Genomic DNA, 22,304 nt, shown 5'->3' on the forward strand with positions numbered 1-22,304 from the left:
TGCCTGTTCAGCCGCCTTAAGCTGCCATAAACAAGGGAGATCGGTTCTTGGCACGCAGCTTCGCCCAGATGGCCCGCACGGCGGAGCAGCCCGGCCGCAGCGTCCAGGTGCCCAAAGAGCCCCTCGCCCAGTCCCCCATGCCGATCCACACCCTCGGCGACCGGGTGCTGCGCACCCCCGCCAGGCGGATCGGCAAGGTGGACGAATCCGTGCGCGATCTGGCCCGGGACATGCTGCGCAGCATGTACACCGCCCAGGGCATCGGCCTGGCCGCACCCCAGGTGGGCGTGCACAAGCAGCTGCTGGTGATCGACCTCGATCCCGACAACGCCGCCACGCCGCCTCTGGTGCTGATCAACCCCGAGATCCGCTCCTTCGGCTCCGGCCTCGACTCCTACGAAGAGGGCTGCCTGAGCATCCCCGGGGTGTATCTCAACGTGGTGCGTCCCTCCACGGTGGAGGTGACCTACCGCGATGAGCTGGGCCGCCCCCGGCGCCTGAAGGCCGATGGCCTGCTGGGTCGCTGCATCCAGCATGAGATGGACCATCTCAACGGGGTGCTGTTCGTGGACCGGGTCACCGACGAGCTCAGCCTCAACGCCGAGCTGCAGGAGCATGGCTTCCAGCGGGGCGACGTCCAGCCGATCCACTGATCCCCGCCATGCCGATGAAACCCCTGGCCGGGCTGTTCCTGGCCCTGGCCTGCCTGCTCGGCATCGCCGCCACCGGATCCGTCTTCGAACTCGCCTACGGAGACCCCGATCTGGGTGTGGCGACCACTCGCTCGATTCTGGCCCTGAGCCTGCCCGGCACGGTCCTCAGCCTGCTGCTGGCCATCCGCATCAACAGGCCGGTCTGAACGCTCGCCTCACTGGCCCCCACCCCTGGTGAGCCAGGTCCGGACTGCATACCATGGCGATCTGCCTGGTCTCCCTCGCCATGCCCTTCCCCGCGCTGCTCCGTCGCAGCCCCCTGGCCGGTGTCGTGGTGGCCCTGGCTGCCTCGACCGTGTCGGCCGTCCCGGCCCTGCCGCCGGCCGGCGCCGCGTCACTGTTCCAGACCGCGGAGCTCAATCCCGACAACTTCGTGCTGGTGGCGGCGCCGATCGGTGACGGCACCCGTGCCCAGCTGAACATCTACGAACAGATCAACAGCCGCCGCCCCTGCTTCGCCGTGGCCGAGGGCAGGCCGGCCCGGGTGGAGCCCCTGCTGGCCACCTTCGACTTCACCGGCATCTGCGGCCGTTACCTCGATGCCAACGGCTATTCGGTGCGGATCGGTGGCAGCGATCTGGCTCCCGCTTACCGGTTGAGCGTGGTGCGCGTCAACGACGACAACCTGCTGCTGGCGGTGCCGACGCGCTCCGGCGTGGGACCGGAGATGGTGGTGGCGCGCACCCTGGGCCCCGGCACGGACTACCTGCGGCTGGTGCTCGAACCGGGTTGGCAGCTCATGCGCCGCGCCTACAACGGACGCAATCTCGGCCACGTGTACTTCTACCGCGACACCTGGCCGGGAGCCCCCGCCGATGTGGCCGGCAGCGGCGGGAGCACGGTGGGCGACGCTGTGCCGGCTCCAGAGACCACAGCTCCTGGGGCGTCGGCACCGGGTCCGACCGGTCAGTCCGGCCCGGTGCCGCTGGATGTGCAGCTGGGCAGCGATGCCCTGCTCATGGGCCCCGGTGGACAGGGTTTGTGAGGCCGCAGGCCGCCTTGCTAGGTTCGGAAACTCCGTGAGATGAATCCAGCTTCATGACCCAGGTCACCGTCGGCGAGAACGAAGGCATCGAGTCGGCCCTGCGCCGGTTCAAGCGCCAGGTGTCCCGGGCTGGCATCTTTGCCGATCTGAAGCGGCTCCGCCATCACGAGACCCCAACCGAGAAGTACAAGCGCAAGGCCCAGCAGCGCCGCCGCCGCCGCTGAACCGCGTTTCTACCGATTGTCGGGGTTCTCTTGCGTCTCCAGCCTGGGGACAGCGAGACCGAACCCCCATGGCCCGGCACCTGTTTCCACGATCCACCTCCGTCGGCTCCCAGGCCCTGATGCAGTGGCCCCGGACAGGGCTGGCTGAGGACCTGGCCCAGCTTTCCTCCTGGTTCGCCGTGGCCCTGGCCCATGCCATGGGCAGGGCACTGGGGCCTGAGCCGGTCCCCCCTCCCCTGCTGGGCGTTCAGCCCTACCGGGACTGTCCCCGTCGCCGTCGTCGCTGAGAGGCCCATCCGTGAGCCTGGGTTTGGGCTCATGACTCCGCCAGCCCGTCGAAGCTGCGGTAGGTGAGGGCTTCCGCCACGGCGGCGGCGCTCACGCCCGGCTGCTGCTCGAGGTCGCTGATCGTGCGTGCCACCCGCAGCAGCCGCTCGCCGGCGCGGGCGGTGAGCCGTCTCTGGCGCAGTGCCCGTTCCCACAGCACCAGGGCCTGGGGTTCGAGACCCAGCACCTGGTGCAATGCTCCGCCGGGGAGGCGGGCGTTGCTCACTCCACCGGGGTTACGCCGCGCCATGCACCGGTGGGCTGCCGCCACCCGCGCGGCGACCGCCGCCGTGGCTTCGGGAGCGGCACCGCTGGACTGCGGCTGCCGGTAGGGGGCGGCCAGGGCTGAGGGCTGCGGCCGCCGCATCACCACCTGCAGGTCGATCCGGTCCAGCAGGGGGCCTGACAGCCGGCCCCAGTAGCGCCGCCGTTCACCCTCGCTGCAGCGGCAGTCCCGTTCCGGATCGCCGTACCATCCGCAGCCGCAGGGATTGGAGGCTCCCACCAGCGTGATCGCGCAGGGGAAGCGGCTGCGCTGCCGGGAGCGATGGATCCAGATCTCGCCTTCCTCCAGGGGCTGACGCAGCAGATCGAGCACGCCACTGCGGAACTCGGTGAGTTCATCCAGGAACAGCACCCCGTGGTGGGCCAGCACCAGTTCTCCGGGCCTGGGGATGGAGCCTCCACCGATCAGCGCGGCCCCCGAGCAGCTGTGGTGAGGAGCCCGGAACGGCCGCTCCGCCACGAGTCCGGTCCCCGGCCCCAGCAGGCCGGCCACCGAGTGGATGCGGGTGAGTTCCAGGGCCTGCTCCCGGTTCAGCGGCGGCAGCAGTCCGGCCAGCCGCCGGGCCAGCATTGTCTTGCCGCTGCCGGGCGGTCCCACCAGCAGCAGGTGATGGCCGCCGGCCGCGGCGATCTCCAGGGCGCGGCGGCCATGGGGCTGGCCGTGCACATCCGCCAGATCCGCTGTCCCGGCCGGGGGGCCGCCGGGTGCGGCGCCCGGGTCGCCCACGACGGTGGTTGCCCCGGGCTTCCGCAGCTGGCGCACCGCGGCAGCCAGATCACCCACCCCCCAGATCGCCAGGCCTTCCACCAGGCCGGCTTCGGCGGCATTGACCTGCGGCACCAGCAGGGCGCGGGCCCCCTCGGCCCGGGCCCGCAGCGCCACCGCCAGCACGCCGCGCACCGGCCGGAGCTCGCCGTCGAGGGAGAGCTCGCCACTGCTCCACACCCCCTCCAGGGCGGCGGGGGGCAGCTGCCCGCTGGCCGTCAGCAGACCGAGCGCCACCGGCAGATCGAACCCAGGCCCTTCCTTGCGCAGGTCGGCTGGAGCCAGATTCACCACCACGCGGCCGAGGGGAACCCGGAAGCCGCTGTGGCGCAGGGCGGAGCGCACCCGCTCGCGGGCCTCCTGCACCGAGGTGCCCGCCAGGCCCACCATCTGCAGGGCCGGCAGCCCGGGCCCCAGATCCACCTCCACGGTGACGGTGAGGGCCTCCAGCCCCTGCAGCGCCGCGCTGCGGCATCGTGCCAACATCGGCCCCGGGTCGCTGCTCCACCAGTGCCACCCGTGTCACTTCCGAGCGTTCGCCGCCCCGGCGCCATGGCCCTCCCCGAACAGCCCGCCGCCAGCACTGCCGACACGATCTTCGGGCGCATCCTGCGCGGAGAGATCCCCTGCGATCAGGTCTACGCCGACGAGCACTGCCTGGCCTTCCGCGACGTGGCTCCCCAGGCGCCGGTGCACGTGCTGGTGATTCCCCGGGAGCCGATCGTGCGCCTCGATGAGGCCGGGCCCGAGCATGCCCCGCTGCTGGGCCATCTCCTGCTGGTGGCGGCCCGGGTGGCCCGTCAGGAAGGACTGACGGGCTTCCGCACCGTGATCAACTCCGGGGCCGAGGCGGGCCAGAGCGTGTTTCACCTGCATGTGCACGTGATCGGCGGGCGCCCGCTGGCCTGGCCGCCGGGCTGAGTGGCAGCGGGCCTGGCGCGACGGGCAGGTGACGGCGGTGAGAATGGGCGGCAACAGAGCCCGGACATGAACGCCTTCAAGGCCCTCCGCACCCAGCTGAGCAAGCTGCAGCGACTGGCCCAGCCCTATTTCCTCCCTGTCGAGGACACCCAGGCGTGGCAGTTTCCCCTTCTGGTGGCGGCCCTGGTGGCGGTGGTGGTGGGCATCACCCTCCTGCTCCTCACCGGTGTCGTGGCCCTCAGCCGGCTGTTGATCCCTGAGCTGAGTGGCCGGTTCCTGCCCGGTGTACCGGAGCAGGTGGCCGCCATCTGGCGGGGACCCTGGGGTGCCGGGGTGATGGTGGTGCTCGCCGCGGGCCTGGCCACGTTCGCTGCCCTGCGCGCCAAGCTGCGGCAGGGGCGCTGGGTGCCCTGGACGATCCTGGGGGTGATCGTGCTGCTGATCCTGGTGATCAACGGCATCAATGTCGGCATCAGTTTCATTGCCCGCAATGTCGACAACGCCCTGGTGGCGTTCGACCAGGATGGCTTCTGGAAGATCGTCGGCATCTATGCCTTCTGCCTGGTGCTGGCGCTGCCGATCCGCGCCCTGCAGAGCTACCTCATCCCCAAGCTCGGCCTGCTGTGGCGGGAATGGTTGAGTGGACGTCTGCTCGGCCGCTATCTCAGCAACCGCGCCTACTACGAGCTCAACCCCAACGACGAAACCAGCGAGGAGATCGACAACCCCGATCAGCGGATCTCCCAGGACACGGCCAGCTTCACCAATACCAGCCTGAGCGTGACGGTTGAGGTGCTGTCGGCGCTGCTCACCTTCTTCAGCTTCATCATCGTGCTGTGGAGCATCAGCGACCGGTTGGCGCTGCTGTTGCTTGCCTACTCCGTCGGCGGCACGGCCCTGATCGTCTTCGCCAGCCGTAAACTGGTGAAGCTGAATTATCAGCAGCTCAAGCTCGAGGCTGATTTCCGTTATGGCCTCGTGCACATTCGCGACAACGCCGAATCGATTGCCTTCTACCGCGGAGAGCAGCAGGAATCGCGTGAAGCGGTGCGTCGCCTCGATGGTGCCATCCAGAACTACAACCGTCTGATCATCTGGGAGGCGTTGATCAGCGTGATTCAGCGCTCCTACGATTATTTCTCACGTTTCCTGCCATGGCTGGTGATCGCGCCCATCTATTTCGCCAGAGAGGTTGATTTCGGTGTGTTCGGTCAGGCCAGCATCGCCTTTTCCCAGGTGCTGTTCTCGGTCAGCTACATCGTCAACAACATCGACCGCCTGGCGGCCTTTTCGGCCGCCATCAGCCGACTGGAGGGATTCCAGGGCAAGGTGGACGAGATCAGCGCCAGCTCCCGTCTGCCCGGCCGCAACGGTGCACCGGGCGGTCTGCGGCCCGACTCCATCCAGCTCAGCCATGTGGATCTGGTGCCGCCGCGCACCGACCGCACGCTGATCCACGACCTCAGTCTGGAGGTGGACCGCCAGCAGCGGCTGCTGGTGGTGGGGCCCTCGGGCTGCGGCAAGACGTCCTTCCTGCGGCTCGTGAGCGGCCTCTGGCCCCCGGCCGCCGGCCAGGTGGAGCGTCCCAGTGAAGGGGAACTGCTGTTCATCCCTCAGAAGCCCTACATGTTGCTGGGCAGCCTGCGCGAGCAGCTCTGCTACCCGCTGCAGCCGGAACGGTTCAGCGATGAGCAGCTGCGCCATGTGCTGCGCGAGGTGCGTCTGCCGGATCTGGCCCACCGTTACCCCGACTTCGACATCAAGCAGGACTGGCCGCGGGTGCTCTCTCTCGGTGAGCAGCAGCGCCTGGCCTTCGCCCGCCTGCTCCTGAACGCGCCTCGGATCGTGGTGCTCGATGAGGCCACCAGCGCCCTGGACGTGGACACCGAGCGCCACCTCTACCAGCTGCTGCTGGAGCGCGACATCGCCTTCGTGAGCGTGGGCCACCGCCCCACCCTCACCGCGTTCCACGACACGGTGCTGGAGCTGGACGGGACCGGGGCCTGGCGGTTGATGCCGGCGGCCAGCTATGTATTCGGAGGTCATGCCTGAGCCCATGTCCTCCACTGCCGAGACCGCCGCTGCCGGGGTGCCGGCCACCAGCGCCACCACCGGCGATGTGCCCGCCTTCGGCTGGAGCGCCTACGCCGAGCGGGTGAACGGCCGCTTCGCCATGGTGGGTTTCGCGGCGGTGCTGGTGATCGAAGCCCTGAGCGGCGAAACCTTCCTGCGCTGGGCCGGCCTGGTGCCCTGAACGTCAGGTCTGCCAGTCAGGTCTTGCGATGAGGCTTGCTGAGGGCCAGGCCGGGGAAGCGTCAGGGCAGGGAGATCAGATCGATCTGCCAGAGGCCGTTGCGGCTCACCTCCACGGCCAGCTGGCGTCCGTCGGCGCGCAGGTGCACCCGCCGCGGCACTCCGGCCGGGGTGATCGGCAGCGGCCGCGCATTGCCCAGGGATCGCTGGTAGAGCACCAGCTCGGTGCGCCCCTGCAGCTGGCGCACCACCGCCAGCCGTTCGCCGCTCACGTCCACCGACACGCTCAGCGGCTGGGCGTCAGGGCGGTTCAGGCCCGGCAGGGGCAGCTGCACGCCCCGGTCCAGATCCACCAGCTGCACCCGATCCCGCCCCTGGCGCGCGCTGATCAAGGCCAGCCAGCGGCCCGCCAGTGAGGGTTCGCGGCTGCTCTCCTCCTGCTCCAGCGCCTGGTTCAGAGCCACCAGGGGCACCGGCTGAAGCCCAGCGCAGCCTCCTGCCAGCAGCAGGCCCGCCAGGGGGAGCAGCGGCGCCAGGATGCGCCAGGCAGCTGCAGCCCGGTTCATGGCGGCGGGCCGCCACCCTGCACCGCCGTGCCGGCCGGCAGGTCCCGTTCCAGCAGGCCGCTGAGATCGAACACCTGCACCCGCCGCTCGCCCTGGCGAAGCATCTGCACGGCCAGGCGTGAGCCATCGGCGGCGAGGCTGATCCGCTCGGGCTGGCTTCCGGCCTGCAGGGGAAGCCTCAGCAGCCTGCCGCGCAGACGATCCTCGATCACGACCCGTCGCCGCTCTCCCTCCTGCACCAGCACGGCCACGTATCGCCCGGTCCAGCTCAGGGCCGGCGACTGGTGCGGCTCACGGCGGCGCAGCCGCAGCGGACGGAGGTTGCCGCCGGGCTGGTCCTGCAGGATCAGCCGGGCTCTGCCGTCGCGCTCCAGCACTGAGGCCAGCAGGCGTCCGTCGCCGCTGAGTGCCGGATCGATGCGGTTGCCGCTCCCTGGGCCGGTGCCCGGTGCCTGCCGAACCCGCCCCAGGGAGCATCCGCCCACCATCAGCGCCAGCAGGGACGACACCAGCAGAGCGGTGCTGCGAGGCCGGAATCCAAGCCCAGCTGCCATCGGGGCCGGGGGTGCGGGTCAGTCGTCGAAGCGCGAGGAATTGTCCCTGGGTCCGGCGGGACCGCTGCCGGCGCTGGGGGCGCCGCTCCGGCGGGTGCTCCCGCCTGGGGCTTCCGAGGGGGCCTCGGAGGCCCGAGGGCCTCGTGCGGCACGCGCGACCGGGCTGTAGTCCGCGTCGCTGATGGCGCCCTCCTCGGGGCCGCGGCCGCGGATGGGCGAACCCTGGGGGATGCCCGGACGGCTCGGATCGCCGCCCGGGCCGGGCGCACCGGGCCCCGCCGGGCCGCGGCGGCTGGAGCGGGGCATGGTGTCGGAGGCGGCGGCGGGCCGGCTGCCCCGCCGCACTTCGGGCTGGCTGTCACGGTCGCGGCGGCGGGCGCCGAACTCGGGTGTGGAACTCGGCCGGCCGGAGCCGAAGCGGGCGGGCGGCGCGGGAGGAGCGCTGGCGCGGGGCTCGTCGTCCCAGCTGTCTGGGGCCGCGCGACCGCCATCGCTCGAGCGACGGCTGGCGGCCCGCTCGGGAATGGCGGCCCGGCTGGTGCGGCGCGGACGGTAGAAGTCGTCTTCCTCGGCGTCAGCGCCCCTGCTGGGGATCCGGCGACGCAGGGGCTCAGGTTCATCGAAGCGGTCGGCTTCACCGCCCTCCTCCCAGCTGCGCCCCCCCATGCGTGGGCGGTAGGGCGGAGCGGAGGGCAGGGGCTCCTCGTCGTCGAAGTAGGCCGAGCGGCGTGCCTGCTCGGTGGTCACACCCCGCAGGCGCACGCTTTCGTAGGCGAAGAACACCGTCGTGCCGGCCAGCAGGAACTGTCCGAACTGGAGAATCGGATCCAGACGCCAGCCCTGGAAGAAGAGAATGCCGCCGCAGAGCAGGCCCACCGCGGCGAAGAACACGTCGTAGTCGCGGGCCAGGGCCGGCTTGAAGTTGCGGATGAAGTAGAGCAGCGCTCCACCCACGGCCAGCACGATGCCGACGATGCTGGCCCAGTTCAGACTGGCGTTGACCACGGCCGATCACCCTCGGAGCGTGGGCCCACTGTAGGGAGGGCCAGGGCGGGAAACCCGGTGGCGCCCCGGGATCGGCTTCAGAGGCGGCGGTCCACCTGGTCGGTCTGGCTGATCAGCACCAGCGCCACGGTGATGGGCACCACCACGATCACCGCGCCCCAGACGAGGCTGCTGAGGAAGTTGGCGAGGGAAGGGGTCATGGGGAGGCCGCCGCGGTCACGCGATTCGAGGCGTGATCCTAGGCAGTGACGGCGGCTTTCTACGCTGTGGCCACCACTGCTTAGAGGTTTGTGACGGCCCTGCCCGCCTCCCCCCTGGCCTGGATCCATCTGTCGCTGGGCATGCTGCTGGCGCTGTGGACGTTGCTGTTCCTGTTCCGGATCGTGCTCACGTGGTACCCGCAGGTGGACCTGCAGCACGGCGTGATGCGCCTGATCGGCCTGCCCACCGAGCCGCTGCTGGCGCCCACCCGGCGGCTGATCCAGCCGATCGGCGGGGTGGACGTCACCCCCGTGGTGTGGGTGGGTCTGGTGAGTCTGCTGCGGGAGCTGCTGGTGGGGCAGCAGGGCCTGCTGACGCAGGTGCTGCAACGCTCCCTGCCGGTGGCCTGATCAGTTGCGCGGGAGCATTTCCTGCTCCACGAACTTGGTGTGCACTTCACCTGCCTGGAACTCGGGGCGGTCCAGCAGCTGCAGGTGGAAGTCGATCGTGGTGGGGATGCCGGTGACGGCGCACTCGGAAAGCGCCCGGTGGAGCCGCCGCAGGGCGTGGTCGCGGTCCACCCCCCACACGATCAGCTTGCCGATCAGCGAGTCGTAGAAGGGCGGGATCTCGTAGCCCGTGTAGACGTGGCTGTCGAAGCGCACCCCAGGCCCGCCGGGGGGCAGCCAGCCTGTGATCCGGCCCGGCGCAGGGCGGAAGTTCTGGCGCGGGTCCTCGGCGTTGATGCGCACCTCGATGGCATGGCCCGTGAGCTTCACCTGCTCCTGGCTCACGGATATCGGCTCGCCACCGGCGATGCGCAGCTGCTCGGCGATCAGGTCGACCCCCGTCACCATCTCCGTGACGGGATGCTCCACCTGGATGCGGGTGTTCATCTCCATGAAATAGAACTGGCCGCTGCGATCCACCAGGAACTCCACGGTGCCGGCGCCCTCGTAGCCGATGGTGCGGGCCGCGGCCACGGCCGCCTCGCCCATCTGGCGGCGCAGGTCGGCGTTGATGGCCACGCTGGGCGCCTCCTCCAGCAGCTTCTGGTGCCGGCGCTGGATCGAGCAGTCGCGCTCGCCCAGGTGAATCACGTTGCCGTGGCGGTCGGCCAGCACCTGCACCTCCACGTGCCGGGGCCGGTCGATGAATTTCTCCATGTAGAGGCCCGGGTTGCCGAAGGCGGCCTCCGCCTCGCCCTGGGCCGCCTTGAACAGGCTCTCGAGCTGGTCGGCGCCCGGCACCAGGCGCATGCCCCGGCCGCCGCCACCGGCCGTGGCCTTGATCATCACCGGGTAGCCCATGGTCTCGGCCAGCTCCAGCGCCTCCTCCGCCGTCTGCAGCAGTCCCTCGCTGCCGGGGATGGTGGGCACCCCCACCCGCTGCATGGTGGCCTTGGCGGTGGACTTGTCGCCCATCGAGCGGATCGCCTCGGGCGAGGGGCCCACGAAGGTGATGCCGTGGTCGGCGCAGATCTCGGCGAAGCGATCGTTCTCGGCCAGGAAGCCGTAGCCGGGGTGGATGGCATCGGCGCCGCGGGAGGTGGCCGCCGCCAGGATGTTGGGGATGTTGAGGTAGCTCTTGGAGCTTGGCGCCTCGCCCACGCACACCGCTTCGTCAGCGAGCTGCACGTGCAGGGCGTTGCGATCCACCGTGCTGTAGACCGCCACCGTGGGGATGCCCAGCTCGCGGCAGCTGCGCAGGATGCGCAGAGCGATCTCGCCGCGGTTGGCGATCAGCACCTTGCCGATGGACATCCGCCGCGTCTCAGCTCATCCAGGCCGCAGCGGACTGTATCAGTGTTGACACGCCCGTCCCGGGGGCGGGGCGGGATGGGCAAAGGCCGGGCAGGGCGATGGGTATATTGCGGTCCGGTGCGCTGCGGCGCGCCGCCTCCGGAGCGGGATCCGCGTCCTGCCCGGCACATCAGCGGATGTGGTGGAATTGGTAGACACGCACGTTTGAGGGGCGTGTGGCTTCGGCCTTGCGAGTTCAAGTCTCGCCATCCGCATTTTTCCTTCAACCCTGAGCCGCCACGCCTGAGCCGTTCGCCATCGTGCTGGTGAGCAACGGCCCGGGGGAACTGGGCACCTGGGTGCGTCCCCTGGCCCAGATCCTGCACCGCCGGCTCAGCCTGCTCCCCTGCAGTCCCGGGGCCGCCGGCAGTCTTGAGCTCGTGCTGGTGCCCTGCCCCAACGGCACCGGGCGGGAGCACGAGGCGGCCGCGGCCTGGGGCCTGTTCGAGCGGATCATCCCGGCCCGGGAGTTCTGGCGGCTGCTGCTGCGACCCGCCCGTCGCGGCGCCTGGCCCCGCCGGGGCCTGGTGGTGTTCCTGGGGGGAGACCAGTTCTGGACCGTGCTCCTCTCGGCGCGCCTGGGCTACCGGCACCTCACCTATGCCGAATGGGTGGCGCGCTGGCCGCGCTGGAACGACCGCATCGCCGCCAGGACGCCGGAGGTCGCCGGCCGTCTGCCGCCGCGCTGGCGCCGCCGCTGCCAGGTGGTGGGCGACCTGATGGCCGATCTCGGCCAGCATGCCGGCGACGACGGTCCCCTGCCCGGAGGGCCCTGGATCGCCCTGCTGCCGGGGTCCAAGCGGGCCAAGCTGGTGGTGGGCGTGCCGTTCCTGCTGGAGACGGCCGACCGGCTGGCGGCGCTGCGGCCGGACTGCCGCTTCCTGCTGCCGCTGGCGCCCACCACCAGCCTGGAGGAGCTGCTGCAGTGCGCCGGGCCCGCCAATCCGATCGCCCGCCACTACCGCTCCGGCCTGCCGCGCCCCCGGCCATCCGCCCTGCTGGAGCCCGACGGCCTGGCTCTGGTCACCCCCGCCGGCACGGCCATCGCGGTCACCCGTGCCGTCCCGGCCCACCACCACCTCAGGGGGTGCACCCTGGCCCTCACCACGGTGGGCGCCAACACCGCCGAACTGGCTGCCCTGGGGGTGCCGATGCTGGTGCTGGTGCCCACCCAGCACCCGGAGGTGATGGAGGCCTGGGATGGGCTGCTGGGCTGGCTGGCCCGGCTACCCGGGCTGCGCCATGGGCTCGGCCTGGCGCTCACCGCCTGGCGGCTGCGGCGCCGAGGCCCCCTGGCCCTGCCCAACATCGCCGCCGGGCGGCTGGTGGTGCCGGAGCGGGTGGGGGCCATCACGCCGGCGCAGATCGCCGCCGAGAGCGCCGACTGGCTGGCGCAGCCCGCCCGGCTGGAGGGTCTGCGCCAGGAGCTGCGCCGGCTGTGGGGGCCGGGGGGAGGGGTGGACACCCTGGCGGCACTGGTGTGCGAGCTGCTGCCGCCGGCCGGTGCCGATTCCTAGGGTCTGGAGCGCAGCATGTTCAGCCCACCATGTCCGACCCCACATCCAACCCGGCATCGGCCTGCGGTGTCGACAGCGGCCTGAGCCGGGACTCCCGGGAGGAGGTGTGGCGCCAGAAGCTCACCCCCGAGCAGTTCCGGATCACCCGCCAGGGCGGCACCGAGCGTGCCTTCACCGGCCAGTACTGGAATCACAAAGGCACGGGCACGTATCACTGCGTGTGCTGTGGTGCGCCGCTGTTCGACAGCACCACCAAGTTCGAGTCCGGCACAGGGTGGCCCAGCTTCTGGGACGGCGTGAACCCGGCCGCCATCAGCACCCATGTGGACACCAGCCACGGCATGGTCCGCACCGAAATCCGCTGCGCCAGCTGCGAGGCGCACCTCGGGCACGTCTTCGGCGATGGCCCGGCGCCGACCGGTCAGCGCTACTGCGTCAATTCGGCATCCCTGGAGTTCAAGGCCGGCTGATCCTCACCAGGGATCGCTGAGCTCGTCGGCTTCCACATCCAGCGGCTCCCGGTTCACGGGCGCCACGGGTCGGGGTCTGGGCCGATCGCCCGGCCCCCGCGGCTCAGCTCCCCGGCGCTCACCGCCGTCGTCCCTGAAACGCTCCGGCTCCCGGCGGGGAGTCTCTTCCTCGTCGAGATAGCGGCGCTGGCGCAGCGGTTCCCGCTCGCGGCGCTCCTCCACCTCCACGTAGTCGTAGCTCTCGTCCGGCTCGAAGGAGCGGCTGCTGGCGGGCTGGATGCGGCGCTGCTCCTGAACGGCCGGCAGCCCGGGAGCCAGCTGGTTCTCCACCGGCACCATGCTGCCGCGGTAGCGCTGGCGTTCCTCCTGCTCCCAGCTCGGGCCGCCGATGCCGAGCTTCTCCAGCAGGCCGCTGCCGAGCTGCTTCAGCTTCTCCTCGGCGCCCTCGTAGACGATGATCCGGTCGCTGCCACTGCTGACGATCTCCTCCACCGGCAGCTCCCAGGTGCTCAGCACCCCCTCGCCCAGCAGCGGCACCCCCAGGGCGGCCAGCACCAGGGTGGTGAGCTCGCCGGTCTCGATGTCGAAGCTGAAGCCCAGCACCTTGCCGAGCTGCTCGCCGGCCTCGGTGACCACCTGGCAGTTGATCACCTTGCTGTAGCGCTCCGGATTGAAGCTCTCGGCCAGGGAATCGGCGGAGTCCACCAGGATCACGTCACCCACCTGACGGATGCGGTCCAGCGGCATCCAGCGGGGCAGCCCCGGCAGGAAGCGAGTCAGGGGGTTGTCGCGCAGGCCGAGGGCCACCACCTCACGGCGGTCGATGTCCACCACCACCTCGCCGACAACGCCGAGGCGACGTCCGGTGTCGCGGGTGATCACCTGGGTGCCCATCAGTTCCGAGCGCAGCCAGAGCCTGTCGCTGGGGGGAACGGCCAGGGAATCGCTGGGCTGGGCGAGGCGATCGCCCCCGGGCGGTGTCGTCGTCATGGCCGCATTCTCCCCCAGAGACCGGGGTTACGCCGCTGGCGGTAAACCCACCACCTGGGTGTGGGCGCCGCGGGCCTGGGTGACGCCGATCGTGCGCTGGGCCGCGGCGATCATCGGGCGGCGGTGGCTCACCACCATGAACTGGGCCTCGTGGGCCTGGCGGGCGATCAGGCCGGCCAGCCGCTCCACGTTCACGCCGTCGAGGAAGCTGTCCACCTCATCGAAGGCGTAGAAGGGCGAGGGACGGAAGCGCTGCAGGGCGAACAGGAAGCTGAGCGCCGTGAGCGACTTCTCGCCGCCGCTCATGGCGTTCAGCCGGCGCACGGCCTTGCCCTTGGGGTGTGCCACCAGCGTGAGCCCGCCCTCCAGGGGGGCCTCGGGATTGTCGAGCTGGAGATAGCCCTCGCCATCGGAGAGCTCCGCGAAGATCGTGCGGAAATGGCCGTCCACCGCCGTGAAGGCCTCCATGAAGGCCTCCTGGCGCAGGGTGGCCACGGTCTCGATGCGCAGCAGCAGTTCCTCCCGCTCCTGGCTGAGCACGCCCATCCGCTGCTCCAGATCCGCCAGGCGTCCGTCGAGCTGCTCGAGTTCCTCCAGGGCCAGCATGTTCACCGGCTCGAGCTCCTCCATGCGGGCCTGGAGGCGACGCAGCTCGGTGGTCAGGGCCTCGAGCCCGGCGGCGCGCACCGCCTCGGGGATCTCGGGCAGGGGCTCCGGCAGCTGCCGCCGCAGCTCCTCCAGCCGCAGCTCCTCGCTGCGGCGCTGCTCCGCCAGCGCCTGCAGCGCCTCCCCCAGCCGCTGCAGCTCCCACTGCCGCTGCTGCAGTTCCTGGCGCCGGGCGGCCACGCCGGCCTCAGCGGCGTCCCGTTCCCGCCGTCGCTCGCCGAAGCGGGTCTGCAGCTCGCTCTGGCGTGCCTCCAGCCCCCGGCGCTGCTCCGCATCGGCCTGCTGGCGGGCCTTCCACTGGTTGCGTTCCCCCACCAGGGCCTGCACGGCCGCCACCAGCCGCCCTTCCTCCGCCTCCAGCGCCTGGCGCTGCTGGCCCAGCCGCTCGACCGCCAGCAGCCGTTCCCGCCGGGCGGCCAGCAGCCGGTCGCGCTCCAGGCGGGCCTCCACCAGGGCCTGATCGGCCGCCTCCAGCTCCTGCTGCAGGCCCTGCCAGCGGGCGGCGTCGCCCGCTCCGGCGGTGTCGGCCTCGGCCTTCTGCAGGGCCTGCAGCTGCCGGGTGAGCGGCTCCAGCGCCCCCTCGAGGTCCTGGCGGCGCCGTTGGTCGGTCTCGAGACTCTCCCTGAGCTGCCGCAGCCGTTGCTCGCGCTGCTCCTGCTGCTGCTGCCGGGGCGCCAGGGCCCTGCGGGCGCCGGCGCACTCAGCCTCCAGCGCCGCGCGGCGCTGCTGGCGGCCGCTGAGCTGCGGCCGCAGGGCCTCCAGCTGGCGGGCCAGATCGGCCTCCCGGCGTCCGCAGGCCACCAGGCTCTCACCCACCTCCAGCAGCCGGCGCCGCAGCGGTGCCGCCTCATCGCCGTCCTGGCTGCGTCCGAAGCTCAGCTGGCCGCCGCGCTGCTGCAGGCTGCCGCCGGTCATCGCCCCGCTGCGCTCCAGCAGATCGCCATCGAGGGTCACCGCCCGGCAGCGTCCGAGCTCCCGGCGGGCGCTGGCGAGATCCTCGAACACCAGCGTTTCGCCGAACACGTAGCGGAACACCTCCGCATACACCGGTTCGTGCCGCACCAGATCGATGGCCCGGCCCAGCAGGCCCCTGCCTGCCGTCATCCCGCCGCCGCGCTGCAGGGCGGCCGCGGCTCCGGAGCCGCCGCGGATCCGGTTGAGCGGCAGGAAGGTGAGCCGGCCGGCCCGGCGCTGGCGCAGCAGTTCGATCGCCCGGGCGGCGATGCTGTCGTCGTCCACCACCACCTGGGCGAGGCGGGCTCCAGCCGCCACCTCCAGGGCGACGCGGAAGCGCTCCTCCACCTCGCCCAGCTGCGCCACAGGTCCGTGGATGCCCTCCAGACCGGCCTCGAGCAGCACCCGCAGGGCCCCGGTGCCGCGGCTCTCCTGCAGGGTTTCGCGGCGGCTGTCGAGCCGGGCGATCTCTTTCTCCAGCTGGCCCTGCTCCTGCAGCAGCCGGCCCCGGGTGCGCTGCTGCAGGGCCAGCGCCTCGGCCAGCTCCTGCACCTGCTGCTGGCCGCTGCCGCTGCTGTGGTCGAGCTGCTGCAGCTCCTGCTCCAGCGCCCCCAGCTGCTGCTGCGCCTGGTCCAGGGCCTCTCGCTCCTGCCGGTGTTCGCCCTCCAGTTCGGCGTGGCGCTGCTCGTTCTGGCGGCAGCGCTCGCGCAGCTGCTGGCGTTCGGCCTCCAGCGGTGAGACGGCCTCGCTCAGGCGCTGGCGCTCCTGGCTGCGCCGCTGCTGCTCCTCCAGCCAGCTGCGCGAGCGGCCGGCCACCTCGCCCAGCCGCCGGCGCGACAGCTCCACGGCGGCCTCGCCGCTGCGGCAGGCGGCCTCGGCCGCCTCCAGCTCGTCGGCATCGTCGCCGGCCTCGAGCTGCCGCTGCTGGTGGTCCAGGTCGGCCTGGCGGCTGGCCAGCTCCTGCCGCTGGCGCTGCAGGGCCTCCGCCTCCTGCTGGTGCTTCTCCGCCTGGCGGGCCAGCTCGCGGGCCCCGGCCTCCAGCCCGGCCAGCTCCGCCTGCACGGCCAGCAGCTGGTCTTCGCCCAGGGCCTTCACCTCCGCCTGCAGCGCCTCCAGGGCGCTGACGGCCGTGCCGAGGCTGTGCTCCTCGGCGGCGATCGCCTCGCGCTCGCCCTGCTGGCGGCCCTGCAGGTCCTGCTGGCGCCGATCCAGCTGGTGCAGGCCGTCGCGGGCCGCCTCGAAGGCGAGCAGCTGCTCCTGGCGCCGGCCCTCCTGCAGTCGGGCGCGCAGCTCCTGGTAGGTGCGGGCCCGGGCGCAGTCGCGCTCCAGCTTCTGGCGGGCGGCCAGCAGTTCCTGCTGGACGATGGCGCAGCGCTCCTGGCGGTCCTGCACCTCCTCGAGCTTGGTGCGGCTCTGCTCGATGCGGGAATCGAACAGGGCCACGCCGGCCAGCTCATCGATGATGGCCCGCCGGTCGCGGGCGCCCATGGACACGATGCGGGTCACGTCCCCCTGCATCACCACGTTGCTGCCCTCCGGATCCACCCGCAGCCGGCGCAGCTGGGTCTGCAGCTGCTGCAGGTTGCAGGGGATGCCGTCGGCGCTGAAGCTGCTGGCGTAAGTGCCGCCGGGTGCCACCCGCAGCCGCCGGGTCACGGTCCAGTCGCTCTGGCCCGGCCGGATCCAGGGCCCCTCGTCCGGCGCCTCCAGGCCGGCCTCGGCCTCATCGGGCTGCCAGTCGCGCAGGTCGAAGCGCACGCTCACCACCGTCTCGGCCGCCCGGCCGGCGCGCAGCATGGCGCTGTTGATCAGATCCGGCAGCCGTTCGGCGCGCATGCCGCGGCTGCTGGCCAGGCCCAGGCAGAACAGCACGGCGTCGAGGATGTTGCTCTTGCCGGAGCCGTTGGGGCCGGTGACCACCGTGAAGCCGTTGTCGAGCGGGATCGTCATCGATCCGCCGAACGACTTGAACTGATGCAGCTCGACCTGATTGATGTGAACCAACAGGCCCGTGCGCCGAGCAGCCGAAATGTAGCGGAGGGTTTCGCAAGCTCAAGGCCCTGCCTAGGTTGACGTCAGGCCGGCTCCCGGCCTGCGGACGAGCTGCCGAAGAGCGATGACCAGCGAGGACACCAGCGGGCACAGCAATGGCGCCCAGGACGCCGGCCAGGCCGGCGCCGCGGTGCGGGATGAAGGCTGGGCGGCGGAGGCGCTGGCCGACGGCTTCCGGGAGCGTTTCGAGACCCTTCTGCCCCGCATCCAGCAGCAGTGGCCGGAGGTGGCCCGCCACACCCTCGAGGCCACCCGCGGCAGCTTCGACGAGGTGACCCATGTGATCGCCGAGCAGAGCGGCCGCACCGCCACGGCCGTGCGCCGCCAGCTGCTGGAGCTCGCCGATGTGGCCGGCGATCAGACCCACCGCCTGGCGGAAACGCTCGAACCCCTGGAGAAGCAGCTCGAGGGCCTGCTCGATGAGCTCAACGCCACCCTGCGGCCGCGCATCGAGAAGCCGGTGCGCGAGCGGCCGCTGATGGCCATCGGCATCGCCGCCGGGGTGGGGGTGCTGCTGGGGGTGCTGCTGGCTTCGGGCCGGCGCTCGGCATGAGCGTCCCGGCGGGCAACGGCGACGAGCGCCGCGATCGGGGCCCTGGGCGCTCCGGCGTGCCCCTGGGCGCCATGGGCCGGGTGGGCGCCCTGGTCACGTCCGTGATGGACCTGCACGTGCGCATCGCCCTGCAGGAGGCCGATCGCGAGAAGCGCCGGCTGATCAGCGGCGCCCTGCTGCTCAGCGGTGGGCTGGTGCTGCTGCTGCTGGCCCTGATCGCTGCCGAGGTGGCGCTGCTGCTTTGGATCCCCGGCGCGCTGGGCTGGACCTGGATCCAGAGCGCCCTCGCCCTGGCGGCCCTCAACCTGGTGCTGGCGGGTCTGTTCCTGCGCATCGGCGGCCAGCTCACCAAGGGGCCCTACCTGCCCCAGACCACCGCAGGCCTCACAAAGACCACCCGGGCCCTGCTGGGCCGCTGAGGGTCAGCGGATCTCGTAGCGCAGCCAGCGGCAGTCGATGCCGCCGTTGCTCACGGGAATGCGTCGGCTGGCCTTCAGGCGCAGGGCGCCGGTGAGCTCCGGGTTGCCGCTCAGCAGCCAGAGCGTCCAGCCGGAGCAGCGCTCCTTCACCATCGTTCCTAGATCGCCATAGAGCGCCTCCAGGGACTCGCGCTCGCCGATCCGCTCGCCGTAGGGCGGGTTGCACACCAGTACACCGGCCCCGGGGGGCGGCTGGAACTGCCGGAAGTCGCCGGCCTGCAGATCGATCCAGGGCGCCACCCCGGCGGCGGCGACGTTGTGGCGGGCCTGGGCGAGCACCTCGGGGTTCTCCTCCACCCCCATCAGCGGGGCCAGGGGGCGGCCATCGGCCAGCCGATCGCGGGCCAGCCCCCGGGCGGCCTCCACCTCCCGCTGCCAGAGGGCGGCATCGACATCGGGCCAGCGCTGCAGGGCGAAACGCCGGCCCAGGCCCGGTGCCCGGCCCAGGGCCATGCAGGCGGCCTCGATCAACAGGGTGCCGGAGCCGCAGAGGGGATCGGCCAGGGGCAGCGAGCCATCCCAGCCGGTGAGGGCGATCAGACCGGCGGCCAGGTTCTCCTTGAGGGGCGCCAGGCCCATGGCGGCGCGATAGCCGCGGCGGTGCAGGCTGGCGCCGCTGCCATCGAGGCTGAGCACCGCCTCGCCGCCGCCCAGGTGCAGATGGAAGGAGCGATCCGGATCCTCCAGATCCACCGAGGAGCGGCGGCCGAAGTGCTGGCGCTGCAGGTCCACCAGGGCGTTCTTCACCTCCAGGGCGCTGTAGTGGCTGTGGGCCAGGCCCGGGGCCGAGCCAGTGGCATCCACCCGCAGGGTCGCCTCCGGCGCCAGCCACTGCTGCCAGTCGGCCAGTTCCAGGATCGCCGCCTGCACCCCGGCATGGAGTTCCTGGCGGCTGCGGCAGGGGAAGCGGGCCAGCTCGCGCAGCAGCCGGAAGGGCAGGCGGGCCTGCAGGTGCAGCCGGACGTAGCCGGCCAGGTCGGTGCGGAAGCCCACGGCCCGCCGGCCCGTCGCCACCGCATCGCAGCCCAGGGCCCGCAGTTCGGCCGCGGCCGGCTCCTCCAGCCCGGGGGGCACCACCGCGATCGCAGCGAAGGAGGTCATTGCCGAAGGGACAGCGACAGGAACAGGACCGGTCCAGGCGCTGAGGCCATGGTGCCCCTGGGGCCCATCGGGCCCGTCAACCACCTCAGCACGGGCCGGTGCTTCGCTTCATCCCACCCCGTCACAGCGGCACCGAGGCCGTGACGGTGCCGTCGAGGCTGGTGAGGGTGTGGGCATCGCGGTAGAAGCGTGGCGTGCTCAGCAGCAGCCGCCACGCCTGGCCGGCTCCCAGCAGGCGGAAGCGTTCGGGGTGGCGGCGCAGCAGCAGCTCGCGCACCTGGGGGTAGTAGCTGCTGTTCAGCCCCGGAAACACATGGTGTTCGCTGTGGTGGGAGAAGTTGAAGTGCAGCAGATCCAGCCAGGCGGGCACCCGCAGCGACAGGGAGCTCACCAGGGGATCGTTGTCCTCCGTAAGCGGTGACAGCATGTGATTGGTGTAGATGTACGCCATCGACATCGCATAGCCCAGCCACAGCGGCAGGAAATAGCCCAGCAGCAGGGGCACTGGCCCCGGGCCGACCCAGCCGATCAGCAGCCCGTGCAGGCCCACCAGCAGCAGCAGTTCGGCGGCGATCGTGCGGCGCTCAGCCGGGCTCACCTGGAAGGCCGCCGGCGCGAAGCGGCTGGCGCCCGCACCGCCGGAGCCGTTCCGGGCGCCGTTGCCCAGCAGCACCTCACAGCTGGTGCGGAAGTGGTGCAGGGGCCAGGCGCTGGTCATGCCCAGGGCCAGTAGCAGGGGGTTGCTCTCCGACGAGGGGGCGATGGCCTGGAACAGGCGCTTGCCCCAGCTGCCCGGCTGGCTCTCCAAGTAGCTGCGGTCGGGGTCCACCAGGGCATTGGTGTTGCCGTGGTGCTCTCGGTTGTGCACGGCCTGCCACAGGGTGGGCGTCATCCAGGAGACGCTGAAGGCCGCCATGGCCGCCAGGCGCCGCAGGAGCCGGCTGCGGGGGAAGGACCCATGCATCAGGTCGTGCCCCGCCAGACCGAGCACGAACACGCTGTTGCCCATCACCAGGGCCAGGGGCAGCCAGGCCAGCAGCCAGGGCCTCGGCCAGTGGTGCAGCTGGGCCGCCATCGTCCAGCCCAGCAGCAGGATCGCAGCGTTGATGGCCACCAGCGCCAGGCGGTGGGGGCTGGTGCGGAAGGCTTCGGGGGGAAGCAGGGGCCGCAGCTCCCGGGCCACGCTGCTGGCCGGTTGGCGGTCGCTGGGCGGGTGGCCTTCGGGGTGGAGCGTTCGGACGGGAGCCGAGGGGTCTGGGGAGCCCTGATGGGCTGCCCGGTTGGCAAGGGTTCTCAAGAAAAGGGGTCTGGCCTTCAGGGTCGCCCCCTGAGGCTGTCGCAGCCCCAGGGCCCTCCATGATGGCGAGCGGTTCGGGGATCCCCCATCGGCGTCCGGGGTCGCGCACCCGGTAGCTGTCACAATCAAGAGGTCCGGCTCCGGCCGGACTAGGTGGCTCACACCAGTGTTTCGGACAGCGGTTCGATTCCGCTCAGCTCCATTCCCCCCTCACGGGGCTGCAATGGTTTCGACGGGGCATGAGGAGAGTGACTGAAGCCTGCTCGGTGAGAGCAAACCCGTAACAGCGAACAACATCGTTCGTTTCTCCCGTCAAGCCGCCCCCGTGGCTGCCTGACATCTCTAAGGGAGATGGGGTGAGGTCAGCCTTATCACCCAAATGACCCATGGGGCCTGGAAGGGCCCCTCTTCCCTGCCTAGCCTCATGGGGTCACTGCCTCTGAGCTGATGGCGTCGGATGCGACCGTTGCTGCTCTGAAGCCGGACACCCCTCCCGCCACGATCGGTCGCAGGAGGCTCTGCTCCACCGTTGGGTGGCTGATGCTGGCGGGCGCCGGCCTGGTGCCGTTCGCTCCCGCCTGGGCGGTGGGGTATGGGCAGGACAGCCGCTTCCCCGCCAATCCACCTCTGGCCCACGACAGCACCGAGAGGGCGGCCAGGGCCAGCCAGTTCGGCTTCGATCTGCGCATGGATGTGGAGATCGATATTGGCTCCGGCCCCAAGCCGGCACGGGTGTTCGTCAACTCCCGCGACGGCTCGATGCTGCTCGATCAACCCACACTCACGCTCTGGGCCTTCGGGGCCGGCGATCTCATCAACCGCGTGAGCGTGCATCATCTCCTGGTGGATGATGGCCAGGCGCTCGCCTGTGGCGAGCCAAGAGACGCCCGCACTGCCGCTCAGGCCGAGCGGCTTTTCGCCAGTCAACGCCTCTGCTTTGGGGTGGGGCAACTCTCGCCGGTGATCAACGCCACGAACGCGGAGGCGGCACGCCAGATCTTCTTCGACAACCTTCTGCCGTCCCCGCCTTCCCCGCCATCAGGGAAGCTGCCTGGTGCAGCACAGCTGGAGGCGGTGGTCGGCGAGACACCATCCGGGCGCCTCGCCCTCTGGCTGGAACCCGGGTCCTCCACCATTGCCACCCGCGCCCCGTTCCTGGGTCCAGCTGTGGGTGTGGTGAAGGACCCGCGCGTCAACCGCAATCGAGTGGTGCGTCACGCCTGGCTCCACAGCCCCCAGAACGCCGGAACTCTCCTGCCGGTGGATACCTTCATCACGCTCAGGGTGCTCCAGCCCGCGACCCGCACCCTGGCGCTGAGCGGCTACCAACGCGTCACCGCCTTCACCTCCGGAAATCCATACAGTCCCGGAGCCCAGCGAGGGGGACTGGATCAGATGCAGGTGCTCAGCCGGCAGCTGAGGGATGGACTGCAGCAGGTGGAGCTGATGGACCGCAATGGAAACTGCCGGGGAGCTCAGGAGCTCTACTCTTCTCTGATGGCGAGGCTCGCCGAGTTTCAGGGTCGCCATGGCCTGGCGGCGGACCAGCCCTACCGTTACCGTTGCCGCCACGGCAGGGCTCAGCCTCCTTCCCCCTGATGTGCGCCTGGCAGCTTGGGGATT

The 22,304-nt window shown here is 71.2% G+C and carries 24 protein-coding genes and 1 tRNA gene; 15 read left to right on the top strand and 10 right to left on the bottom strand.

What is annotated here, in order from left to right:
• Positions 1-47 precede the first annotated feature (47 nt).
• The 5 genes from def (at position 48) to KBY90_RS05310 (ending at position 2,209) form a co-directional block, all read left to right on the top strand.
• Positions 48-653 carry a peptide deformylase gene (def, locus tag KBY90_RS05290; protein ID WP_254967433.1) on the top strand — a complete coding sequence of 202 codons (606 nt, stop codon included), beginning with the start codon at positions 48-50 and terminating at the stop codon, positions 651-653.
• A gap of 8 nt (positions 654-661) precedes the next feature.
• Positions 662-859, top strand: coding sequence for a hypothetical protein (locus tag KBY90_RS05295; protein WP_254967434.1), 198 nt, complete (start codon positions 662-664; stop codon positions 857-859).
• Positions 860-912: 53 nt separating this feature from the next.
• On the top strand, positions 913-1,698 hold the full coding sequence (locus KBY90_RS05300) for a DUF3747 domain-containing protein (protein ID WP_254967435.1): 786 nt from the start codon (positions 913-915) through the stop codon (positions 1,696-1,698).
• Between the two features lie 53 nt (positions 1,699-1,751).
• Positions 1,752-1,922: a 30S ribosomal protein S21 gene (gene rpsU, locus KBY90_RS05305; RefSeq protein ID WP_254967436.1), complete on the top strand. Its 171-nt coding sequence runs from the start codon at positions 1,752-1,754 to the stop codon at positions 1,920-1,922.
• Positions 1,923-1,990: 68 nt separating this feature from the next.
• Complete coding sequence (locus KBY90_RS05310; protein WP_254967437.1) at positions 1,991-2,209, top strand: hypothetical protein; 219 nt, start codon at positions 1,991-1,993, stop codon at positions 2,207-2,209.
• Between the two features lie 29 nt (positions 2,210-2,238).
• Here the strand turns inward: KBY90_RS05310 and KBY90_RS05315 are convergent, their stop codons facing one another.
• On the bottom strand, positions 2,239-3,786 hold the full coding sequence (locus KBY90_RS05315) for a YifB family Mg chelatase-like AAA ATPase (RefSeq protein ID WP_254967438.1): 1,548 nt from the start codon (positions 3,784-3,786) through the stop codon (positions 2,239-2,241).
• A 66-nt stretch (positions 3,787-3,852) separates the two neighbouring features.
• Between KBY90_RS05315 and KBY90_RS05320 the strand changes: the two genes are divergently transcribed.
• The 3 genes from KBY90_RS05320 to KBY90_RS05330 all read left to right on the top strand — a co-directional run bounded on the left by KBY90_RS05320 (position 3,853) and on the right by KBY90_RS05330 (position 6,475).
• On the top strand, positions 3,853-4,221 hold the full coding sequence (locus tag KBY90_RS05320; RefSeq protein ID WP_254967570.1) for a histidine triad nucleotide-binding protein: 369 nt from the start codon (positions 3,853-3,855) through the stop codon (positions 4,219-4,221).
• A 66-nt stretch (positions 4,222-4,287) separates the two neighbouring features.
• Positions 4,288-6,273: an ABC transporter ATP-binding protein/permease gene (locus KBY90_RS05325; RefSeq protein WP_254967439.1), complete on the top strand. Its 1,986-nt coding sequence runs from the start codon at positions 4,288-4,290 to the stop codon at positions 6,271-6,273.
• A gap of 4 nt (positions 6,274-6,277) precedes the next feature.
• Complete coding sequence (locus KBY90_RS05330) at positions 6,278-6,475, top strand: chlorophyll a/b-binding protein (protein WP_254967440.1); 198 nt, start codon at positions 6,278-6,280, stop codon at positions 6,473-6,475.
• A gap of 61 nt (positions 6,476-6,536) precedes the next feature.
• Here KBY90_RS05330 and KBY90_RS05335 read toward each other — a convergent pair whose 3' ends face one another.
• From KBY90_RS05335 to psbX, 4 genes are all read right to left on the bottom strand, one after another.
• The gene (locus KBY90_RS05335; protein ID WP_254967441.1) at positions 6,537-7,040 is read right to left on the bottom strand and encodes a hypothetical protein; all 504 of its coding nucleotides are present in this window, start codon (positions 7,038-7,040) and stop codon (positions 6,537-6,539) included.
• Positions 7,037-7,549 carry a Tol biopolymer transporter periplasmic protein gene (locus tag KBY90_RS05340; RefSeq protein ID WP_254967442.1) on the bottom strand — a complete coding sequence of 171 codons (513 nt, stop codon included), beginning with the start codon at positions 7,547-7,549 and terminating at the stop codon, positions 7,037-7,039. The genes KBY90_RS05335 and KBY90_RS05340 overlap by 4 nt, the downstream gene beginning before the upstream one ends.
• A 63-nt stretch (positions 7,550-7,612) precedes the next feature.
• Positions 7,613-8,599 carry a Ycf66 family protein gene (locus tag KBY90_RS05345; protein WP_254967443.1) on the bottom strand — a complete coding sequence of 329 codons (987 nt, stop codon included), beginning with the start codon at positions 8,597-8,599 and terminating at the stop codon, positions 7,613-7,615.
• A gap of 77 nt (positions 8,600-8,676) precedes the next feature.
• A complete protein-coding gene (psbX, locus tag KBY90_RS05350; protein WP_254967444.1) occupies positions 8,677-8,799 on the bottom strand; it encodes a photosystem II reaction center X protein in 123 nt (40 codons plus the stop codon).
• A 141-nt stretch (positions 8,800-8,940) separates the two neighbouring features.
• On the opposite strand from psbX, the gene KBY90_RS05355 reads away from it, so the two are divergent.
• A complete protein-coding gene (locus KBY90_RS05355) occupies positions 8,941-9,210 on the top strand; it encodes a YggT family protein (protein ID WP_261353106.1) in 270 nt (89 codons plus the stop codon).
• Here KBY90_RS05355 and accC read toward each other — a convergent pair whose 3' ends face one another.
• Positions 9,211-10,563, bottom strand: a complete 1,353-nt coding sequence (gene accC, locus KBY90_RS05360) for an acetyl-CoA carboxylase biotin carboxylase subunit (protein ID WP_254967446.1) — start codon at positions 10,561-10,563, stop codon at positions 9,211-9,213. It lies immediately after the preceding gene.
• Between the two features lie 172 nt (positions 10,564-10,735).
• On the opposite strand from accC, the gene KBY90_RS05365 reads away from it, so the two are divergent.
• The 3 genes from KBY90_RS05365 (at position 10,736) to msrB (ending at position 12,589) form a co-directional block, all read left to right on the top strand.
• A tRNA-Leu gene (locus KBY90_RS05365) sits at positions 10,736-10,817 on the top strand.
• Between the two features lie 45 nt (positions 10,818-10,862).
• Positions 10,863-12,119: a glycosyl transferase gene (locus KBY90_RS05370; RefSeq protein WP_396122541.1), complete on the top strand. Its 1,257-nt coding sequence runs from the start codon at positions 10,863-10,865 to the stop codon at positions 12,117-12,119.
• A gap of 29 nt (positions 12,120-12,148) precedes the next feature.
• Positions 12,149-12,589, top strand: a complete 441-nt coding sequence (gene msrB, locus KBY90_RS05375) for a peptide-methionine (R)-S-oxide reductase MsrB (RefSeq protein ID WP_254967447.1) — start codon at positions 12,149-12,151, stop codon at positions 12,587-12,589.
• A gap of 3 nt (positions 12,590-12,592) precedes the next feature.
• Here msrB and KBY90_RS05380 read toward each other — a convergent pair whose 3' ends face one another.
• Positions 12,593-13,579: a PRC-barrel domain-containing protein gene (locus tag KBY90_RS05380; RefSeq protein WP_254967448.1), complete on the bottom strand. Its 987-nt coding sequence runs from the start codon at positions 13,577-13,579 to the stop codon at positions 12,593-12,595.
• A gap of 27 nt (positions 13,580-13,606) precedes the next feature.
• Positions 13,607-17,203: a chromosome segregation protein SMC gene (smc, locus tag KBY90_RS05385; RefSeq protein ID WP_254967449.1), complete on the bottom strand. Its 3,597-nt coding sequence runs from the start codon at positions 17,201-17,203 to the stop codon at positions 13,607-13,609.
• Positions 17,204-17,315: 112 nt separating this feature from the next.
• On the opposite strand from smc, the gene KBY90_RS05390 reads away from it, so the two are divergent.
• The gene (locus KBY90_RS05390) at positions 17,316-17,804 is read left to right on the top strand and encodes a glycine zipper domain-containing protein (RefSeq protein ID WP_254967450.1); all 489 of its coding nucleotides are present in this window, start codon (positions 17,316-17,318) and stop codon (positions 17,802-17,804) included.
• Positions 17,801-18,223 carry a phage holin family protein gene (locus tag KBY90_RS05395; RefSeq protein ID WP_396122542.1) on the top strand — a complete coding sequence of 141 codons (423 nt, stop codon included), beginning with the start codon at positions 17,801-17,803 and terminating at the stop codon, positions 18,221-18,223. Before KBY90_RS05390 ends, KBY90_RS05395 begins: the two co-directional genes overlap by 4 nt.
• Positions 18,224-18,226: 3 nt before the next feature.
• On the opposite strand, the gene KBY90_RS05400 is transcribed toward KBY90_RS05395, so the two are convergent.
• Together KBY90_RS05400 and KBY90_RS05405 are read right to left on the bottom strand one after the other, a co-directional pair.
• Entirely contained in the window at positions 18,227-19,384 is a 1,158-nt protein-coding gene (locus KBY90_RS05400; protein ID WP_254967451.1) for a class I SAM-dependent RNA methyltransferase, read from the bottom strand.
• Positions 19,385-19,505: 121 nt separating this feature from the next.
• Positions 19,506-20,567: a fatty acid desaturase gene (locus KBY90_RS05405; RefSeq protein ID WP_254967452.1), complete on the bottom strand. Its 1,062-nt coding sequence runs from the start codon at positions 20,565-20,567 to the stop codon at positions 19,506-19,508.
• A gap of 561 nt (positions 20,568-21,128) precedes the next feature.
• On the opposite strand from KBY90_RS05405, the gene KBY90_RS05415 reads away from it, so the two are divergent.
• Positions 21,129-22,280: a hypothetical protein gene (locus KBY90_RS05415; protein WP_254967453.1), complete on the top strand. Its 1,152-nt coding sequence runs from the start codon at positions 21,129-21,131 to the stop codon at positions 22,278-22,280.
• The last annotated feature ends 24 nt before the right edge of the window (positions 22,281-22,304 follow it).

The organism is Cyanobium sp. CH-040, assembly GCF_024346135.1.
Classification (GTDB): Bacteria; Cyanobacteriota; Cyanobacteriia; order PCC-6307; family Cyanobiaceae; genus NIES-981.

Excerpts from the sequence above, each read along its gene's own strand:
- KBY90_RS05300 (WP_254967435.1), top strand. The coding sequence starts at position 913 with ATGGCGATCTGCCTGGTCTCCCTCGCCATGCCCTTCCCCGCGCTGCTC.
- KBY90_RS05310 (WP_254967437.1), top strand. The coding sequence starts at position 1,991 with ATGGCCCGGCACCTGTTTCCACGATCCACCTCCGTCGGCTCCCAGGCC.
- msrB (WP_254967447.1), top strand. The coding sequence starts at position 12,149 with ATGTCCGACCCCACATCCAACCCGGCATCGGCCTGCGGTGTCGACAGC.
- KBY90_RS05315 (WP_254967438.1), bottom strand. The coding sequence starts at position 3,786 with ATGTTGGCACGATGCCGCAGCGCGGCGCTGCAGGGGCTGGAGGCCCTC.
- KBY90_RS05390 (WP_254967450.1), top strand. The coding sequence starts at position 17,316 with ATGACCAGCGAGGACACCAGCGGGCACAGCAATGGCGCCCAGGACGCC.
- KBY90_RS05320 (WP_254967570.1), top strand. The coding sequence starts at position 3,853 with ATGGCCCTCCCCGAACAGCCCGCCGCCAGCACTGCCGACACGATCTTC.
- KBY90_RS05380 (WP_254967448.1), bottom strand. The coding sequence starts at position 13,579 with ATGACGACGACACCGCCCGGGGGCGATCGCCTCGCCCAGCCCAGCGAT.
- KBY90_RS05295 (WP_254967434.1), top strand. The coding sequence starts at position 662 with ATGCCGATGAAACCCCTGGCCGGGCTGTTCCTGGCCCTGGCCTGCCTG.
- KBY90_RS05335 (WP_254967441.1), bottom strand. The coding sequence starts at position 7,040 with ATGAACCGGGCTGCAGCTGCCTGGCGCATCCTGGCGCCGCTGCTCCCC.
- psbX (WP_254967444.1), bottom strand. The coding sequence starts at position 8,799 with ATGACCCCTTCCCTCGCCAACTTCCTCAGCAGCCTCGTCTGGGGCGCG.
- KBY90_RS05330 (WP_254967440.1), top strand. The coding sequence starts at position 6,278 with ATGTCCTCCACTGCCGAGACCGCCGCTGCCGGGGTGCCGGCCACCAGC.
- KBY90_RS05355 (WP_261353106.1), top strand. The coding sequence starts at position 8,941 with ATGCTGCTGGCGCTGTGGACGTTGCTGTTCCTGTTCCGGATCGTGCTC.
- rpsU (WP_254967436.1), top strand. The coding sequence starts at position 1,752 with ATGACCCAGGTCACCGTCGGCGAGAACGAAGGCATCGAGTCGGCCCTG.
- KBY90_RS05395 (WP_396122542.1), top strand. The coding sequence starts at position 17,801 with ATGAGCGTCCCGGCGGGCAACGGCGACGAGCGCCGCGATCGGGGCCCT.
- KBY90_RS05400 (WP_254967451.1), bottom strand. The coding sequence starts at position 19,384 with ATGACCTCCTTCGCTGCGATCGCGGTGGTGCCCCCCGGGCTGGAGGAG.
- accC (WP_254967446.1), bottom strand. The coding sequence starts at position 10,563 with ATGTCCATCGGCAAGGTGCTGATCGCCAACCGCGGCGAGATCGCTCTG.
- KBY90_RS05325 (WP_254967439.1), top strand. The coding sequence starts at position 4,288 with ATGAACGCCTTCAAGGCCCTCCGCACCCAGCTGAGCAAGCTGCAGCGA.
- KBY90_RS05415 (WP_254967453.1), top strand. The coding sequence starts at position 21,129 with ATGGCGTCGGATGCGACCGTTGCTGCTCTGAAGCCGGACACCCCTCCC.